The organism is Methylomonas sp. BG-2, from assembly GCF_057766305.1.
Genome location: NZ_JBYMAP010000243.1, coordinates 1 through 5889 on the forward strand (window position 1 = coordinate 1; position 5889 = coordinate 5889).

Consider the following 5889-nt stretch of genomic DNA (forward strand, 5'->3'; position numbering starts at 1 on the left):
GGGCGAGTTAAGCCCAAATTTCGGCAACGCCGGCGTACTGGTCGGCTACGATGACGGCTCCGGCGGTTTGCGCAACAAGGGCTTTGCCGAGCTGATCGTACCGGGCGATCTGTATAAAGGCGGTCGCTACGTTTCGAATCTGGTCAGCCTGACCGTGGTATCGGCGGTACCGCTGCCCGGCGCGGCATGGTTGTTCGGTAGCGCCCTCTTGCTGGGCGGATCGCGACGCTCGCGCCAATCCGGCACGGTGGCCTGATGGCGAGCGGCGGACAATCAAGGAGACTGGCCGGTTTCGCGGCACTACTGCTGCCGCTGGCGGCCCACGCTTGGTGGAACGACGATTGGAGTTCGCGCCGACAAGTGGCGGTAGACGCTTCGGCGACGGGCGCCGACATCCAGCAAAGCTTGTCGGAGGTGCCGGTGTTGGTACGGCTGCATGCCGGCAACTTCGGCTACTTTGCCGAACTGGCCGAGAATGGCCGGGATATTCGGGCCTTGAAGGACGACAAAACCCCGCTGGCTTATCAGGTGGAGCAGCTCGACGCATTGAGCGAGATCGGTCTGGTTTGGGTCAAGCTTCCACAAGTGCGCGGCGGCGTCTCGACCGACGACTTCTGGCTGTATTACGGCAACGCGAGTGCGCCGGACGGCTCGGACGGCAAAAGTCTTTACGACGCGACCCAAGGCCTGGTCTACCATTTCAGCGCCGGCGAGACTCTGCCGCTGGATGCCACCGCCTACGGCTCGCACGCCGGCGATTCCAAGGCCACGATTCAATCGGCCGGCTGGATAGGCGCCGCCGCGCAATTTACCGGCGCCGGCCCGATCAGCGTCCCCCCCGCGCCGCAGTTGGCCGTCGATCCGAGCAAGGGCTGGACCTTCTCCACCTGGCTGAAGGTCGACCAGGCCAACCCGGCCGCGACGGTACTTAGCGCCCAGGCCGCCGGCCTGGATCTGCGGGTGAACCTGCAAGGCAACGCCCTGAGTGCGGTCGCCGGCAACGCCAGCACTCCCGCGGCCGCTCTAACCCTGGGCAAATGGCAGCATATCGCGCTGGTGCTGCGTCCGGAGACGCTGGCCGCCTACACCGGCGCCCAAGCCGCGCAAAACCCCAACAGTTACGCCCCGCCGCAAATCGTCGAACTTTACCTGGACGGCGTCCCGGTCGGAAGCGTCAAAACCCAAATCCCGGCCGGGCAACCGGCGTTGCGTTTCGGCGACAATTTTCAGGGCTGGCTCGACGAAGTGCAAATCGCCGCCACGGCCCGCAGCGCCGACTGGCTGAAGTTTGCATTCCGCAGCCAAAGCCCTGATTTTACGGTGCTCGGCTTCGGCCAGGACGAGTCCAACGGTAGCGGCGACGGCGGCCACTTCATGGTCATCGTCCAAAATGTCACCGTCGACGGCTGGGTGGTGATCGGCCTGACCCTGATCATGCTGATCGTCGCGGTGATCGTCATGGTCAGCAAAACCTTGGTCATCAACCGCATCGGCAAGGACAACCGCGCCTTCCTCGACCAATACCGCCAACTCGATCCGAATAAACTCGCCGCGCTGGACCAGGACGAAACCGTCGAGGAGCACGAACTGGCGGACTCCGATTGGCTGACCGCGTTGGTCGGCAAGCACGACCATTTCCAAAGCTCGCCGCTATACCACCTTTACCACACCGCGATTCACGAATTGCAAAAGCTGCAAGGCAACGCCGACCAAGCCGTCACCCGCGAAGCTTGGGATTACCTGCGGGTCAAGTTGGACAGCCAGATCGTCCACGAAAGTCAGCGACTGAATAGCCACATGGTCCTGCTGACGATCGCCATCGCCGGCGGCCCCTTCCTCGGCCTGCTCGGCACCGTGGTCGGCGTGATGATTACTTTCGCCGCGATCGCCGCCACCGGCGACGTCAACATCAATTCGATCGCGCCCGGCATCGCCGCCGCGTTGTTGGCCACCGTCGCCGGCCTGGCGGTCGCGATTCCGGCGCTGTTTGCCTACAACTATCTGCTGACCCAAATCAAGGACCTTACCGCCGGCATGCGGGTGTTCAGCGACGAATTTTTGGCCTTGCTGGCGATGCGCGCCGCCCGCCAGGCCGCCGTTCAGCCATATGCCACCCGTTAAGCCAGGAGAAAGGCGATGAAAGTCGAAGAAGAAGGCAAAGTCTACGACGACATCAACATCACCCCGATGTTGGACGTGGCCTACGTGCTGCTGCTGATATTCATCATCATGACGACAGCGACCGTGCAGGGCATCACCGTCAATCTACCCAAGGCCAGCAGCACTCCAAGTCTGTCCAAACCCAAGACCAAGGCCATTTCGATCACCCCGGACGGCAGTATTTATTTGGATACTTATCCGGTGTCGCTGCAGGAACTGGAAACCCGGCTGGCGCAGTACAAGGCCGCCACCCCGGACCTGCCGGTGGTGGTAAAAGCCGATGCCAGCGTGCAATACCAAAAGGTGATCGACGTGTTGGATATCGTCACCCGGCTGCAAATCAGCCAGTTGGGACTGGTCACGCAGAAGTTGGTGAAGTAAGGGCCGATGAACCGCAAATACGCTTGGCTGCGGCGCTTGCCGGTGCTGTTGGGGATAGGGCTGAGCCTGCTGATCGCGCTGGGGGTGTGGTGGCTATCCAGCCAATACGAAAAGCCGCCGCAAACCAAGAAACAGGTGCAGCAAATCGCGATGATACAGCCACCCCCGCCGCCACCTCCGCCACCGGATCAGCCGCCTCCGCCCCCGGAAGAGATCAAGGAAGAAAAGATCGAGGAACCCGAGCCGGAACCCGAACCGTCTCCCGAACCCGACGAAACGCCACCGGCGGAAGCATTGGGGCTGGATGCCGACGGCGCGGCGGGTAGCGACGGCTTCGGCTTGCAAGCCCGCAAGGGCGGCCGGTCGCTGCTGGGCGGCGGTGGCGGCAACGCGGCGATTTGGTATGGCGGCCAAGTCCAGCGCCGGATCGAAGACGGCCTGCAGCGCTTGCTGGCCGATACGCCGGCCGCGAACCAGGCATTTAGCGTGATCCTGGAGATCTGGATCGGCGCCGACGGCGGCATCAGCCGTAGCGAACTGGCTTCCGGCAGCGGCAAGGCCGACATCGATCAAGCCTTGCGCGCGGCGCTGCCGAAATTGCGCGCCAGCGTCGGGCGTCCGCCGCCGGAAACGATGCCGCAACCGATCCGGATTCGGCTGAATTCCAGGGTCTAGCCTTGGCTAACCCGGTCACCGGCCCCGGCCGACGCCTCCGAACTTGAAAACCTTTGATTAGCGAAAACACCACCATGAACACCGCAACCAAAACCCTGGCCCTGCTCTTGACCGGCAGTCTGGCCGCCGCTCAGGCCGCCGCGCCCGGCGACGAAGTGATTCCGGTCAAGAAATCCACGTTGGTCAATCTGGTCGACCTGTTGGTGCAACGCGGCGTCCTGAAACCCGACGAAGGCCAAGGCCTGGTGCAAGCCGCCGAGCAGGAAGCCGCCGAAGCCCAATCAGCTCAAACCAAAGCCGACTCCATAGCGCGCGGCGGCAAGGCCCCGGCCGCCGTCGGCGACGCCCAAACCGCCGCCGAGTGGGCCGGCGAGCCGGCCCAGGTGCCGGGTAAGGCCGGCAAAACCAAGCACGTCGGCTACGTTCCGGAGTTCGTCAAAAAGGAGATCCGCGACCAGGTGCGGGCCGAACTGAAGGCGGAGGTGCTGCAAGACGTCAAACAAGACGCCAAGACCGAAGGTTGGGGCATTCCGGGCGCGTTACCGGAGTGGGTCGCGGCAATCCATCCCAGCTTCGACCTCCGGGTACGCTTTGCGGATGAGTTTTACGGTAACAGCAACGAAGGCGGCGTCGCCAACGCCGGCCTGGATGCCGCCGGTAACTTCTTCGGTCCTTACAACTGGCTGGCCATCAACCGGGCCGCCACCGGCAATCAGGCTGGCTTGTTGACCCAGGTTGGAATCAACCCCAACGAAGCCATCCTGAACAACCAAAAAGACCGGCTGCGGCTGCGCGAACGTTTCCGCTTGGGCTTCGAGGCAAACTTGACGGATGGCCTGAAAACCGGCGTCCGCTTTGCGACCAGCAATCTGAACAACCCGGTCTCCAACGACCAGACCCTGGGCAACACCGGCCAGTCCTACCAGTTCGCGATCGACCGCGCCTACTTGCAATACGACTATCTGGACGAGCGTAAAACCAACTGGTTCAGCCTTTACGCCGGGCGAATCATCAATCCCTTCGTGTCCACCGACGTCGTGTTCGACCCCGACTTGAGCTTTGAAGGCATGGCCGGCAGCTTTCGCTTGCCGTTCAATCGCGGCACCAGCAAATTGGCGGGCTACAAAGCGCCGAACCCGACCGCCCGCTTCGGGATCAACCAAGGCCAGCAAACGCCGGACAGCCTGTTCCTGACGCTGGGCGTGTTCCCGTTGCAGGACATCGACGTGTCGGTCAACGACAAGTGGCTGTACGCCGGTCAGATCGGCGCCGACTGGCTGGTGTGGCATGACTCGCGGCTGAATCTGGCGGCATCGTATTACGAATTCCAGAATGTCAACGCCCGCCGCAACCCGGTCGGCAGCCACGTCTACGACTGGACCGCGCCGCAGTTCGTCCAGAAGGGTAACTCGATGGTGGCGATAACCGACGACCAGACACTGATCCCCAACTGCAACGACACGGTCGGCTGTTTGTTCGGCCTGGCCTCGCAATTCAAGGTGTTCAACGCCACCGTCATGTTCGACTATGCCGGTTTCGATCCGGTCCACGTGTTGTTGACCGCCGATTACGCCAAAAACCTGGGCTACAACCAGCAAAAAATCCTCTCCGAGTTCGCCAACGGCATCGTCAATTACACCGACAGCCGGCCGCGCACTACCGCCTACCAGATCCGCGCCGACATCGGCCAGCCGGAGGTTCGTCATTTCGGCGACTGGAGCGTCAACATCGCCTACCGCTACGTGCAGCGCGACGCGGTATTGGATGCCTTCACCGACTCGATCTTCCATCTGGGCGGCAGCAATGCCAAGGGTTGGGTGGTCGGCACCCAGTACGGCCTGTCCAAATACGCCTGGCTGAACCTGCGCTGGCTCAGCACCGATGCGATCGACGGCCCCAAATACAGCATCGACACCGTCAATGTCGATTTGAACGCTCGGTTTTAGGGGGAGCACCATGTCTGAACCACAGTCCCGGCGCCGGGTGGATTTCCCGTCCTTGTGCCTGATACTGCTACTGGCCGGCCTTGAGCACGGCCACGCCGAACCCAAGGCCGCCCCGCCCGGCGGCGATGCGATCAGGAAAGCCCAAGGGCTGATCCGTCAGCTCAGCCAGGAAAAACAAAGCCTGGAAGCGGAAAAAGCCGCTTGGGCGGCCGAAAAATCGGCTCTGGAAGGCAAGCTCAAAGCCCTGGAAAACCAAGCGCGCCTACTGCCGGCCTTGCAAGACCAGGTCGAGCGCTACAAAACCGGTCTGGATGCCGTGCGCGGCAACCTGGAAAACCAATTGGCCCAGCAGCGCCAGCGCGAACAGGCGCTGCTGCAAAAACATAACGACGTGGTCTTGCAAGCCCGCGACATCCGCGAGGATAACACCGTGTTGGTGCAAGCCGTGCGAGAACGCGAACAATGGATTAGCCAATGCGGCGATTTGAACCGCAAACTGCGCGAGGTCGGTCGGGACATCGTCGAACACCACGGCGATAAAAGCTTGTTCCAGCAGTTAGCGGAACTGGAACCGGTCACCGGCATCGGCCAAGTGCAGCAGGAAGCCCAAGCCGAAACCTACCGCTATCGCTTACAGCAATTGAAAGTCACGCCGTTCGAGGCCGGGGTAGCGGTGCCGGCCGACGGCAAGCCCGCCGCGGCAAACGCCGCACCATCGTCGGCCGAG

General features: G+C 62.5%; 6 protein-coding genes. All 6 read left to right on the top strand.

Going from position 1 to position 5889, the window contains the following annotated elements:
• Nucleotides 1-256: hypothetical protein (locus AC3B8H_RS17630; RefSeq protein ID WP_488442854.1), on the top strand; the 256-nt coding region annotated here is incomplete at its 5' end.
• Nucleotides 256-2121: a DUF2341 domain-containing protein gene (locus AC3B8H_RS17635; RefSeq protein WP_488442855.1), complete on the top strand. Its 1866-nt coding sequence runs from the start codon at nucleotides 256-258 to the stop codon at nucleotides 2119-2121. The genes AC3B8H_RS17630 and AC3B8H_RS17635, both read left to right, overlap by 1 nt.
• 15 nt (nucleotides 2122-2136) lie before the next feature.
• Nucleotides 2137-2541 carry an ExbD/TolR family protein gene (locus AC3B8H_RS17640; protein ID WP_488442856.1) on the top strand — a complete coding sequence of 135 codons (405 nt, stop codon included), beginning with the start codon at nucleotides 2137-2139 and terminating at the stop codon, nucleotides 2539-2541.
• Nucleotides 2542-2547: 6 nt separating this feature from the next.
• The gene (locus AC3B8H_RS17645; RefSeq protein ID WP_488442857.1) at nucleotides 2548-3216 is read left to right on the top strand and encodes a TonB C-terminal domain-containing protein; all 669 of its coding nucleotides are present in this window, start codon (nucleotides 2548-2550) and stop codon (nucleotides 3214-3216) included.
• A gap of 74 nt (nucleotides 3217-3290) precedes the next feature.
• Nucleotides 3291-5162, top strand: coding sequence for a putative porin (locus tag AC3B8H_RS17650; RefSeq protein ID WP_488442858.1), 1872 nt, complete (start codon nucleotides 3291-3293; stop codon nucleotides 5160-5162).
• Nucleotides 5163-5172: 10 nt separating this feature from the next.
• The coding region (locus tag AC3B8H_RS17655; protein ID WP_488442859.1) for a hypothetical protein at nucleotides 5173-5889 on the top strand (717 nt) is incomplete at its 3' end.

Bases quoted from the DNA above. Each gene is read 5' to 3' on its own strand.
- AC3B8H_RS17650 (WP_488442858.1), top strand. From the start codon at position 3,291: ATGAACACCGCAACCAAAACCCTGGCCCTGCTCTTGACCGGCAGTCTG.
- AC3B8H_RS17645 (WP_488442857.1), top strand. From the start codon at position 2,548: ATGAACCGCAAATACGCTTGGCTGCGGCGCTTGCCGGTGCTGTTGGGG.
- AC3B8H_RS17635 (WP_488442855.1), top strand. From the start codon at position 256: ATGGCGAGCGGCGGACAATCAAGGAGACTGGCCGGTTTCGCGGCACTA.
- AC3B8H_RS17640 (WP_488442856.1), top strand. From the start codon at position 2,137: ATGAAAGTCGAAGAAGAAGGCAAAGTCTACGACGACATCAACATCACC.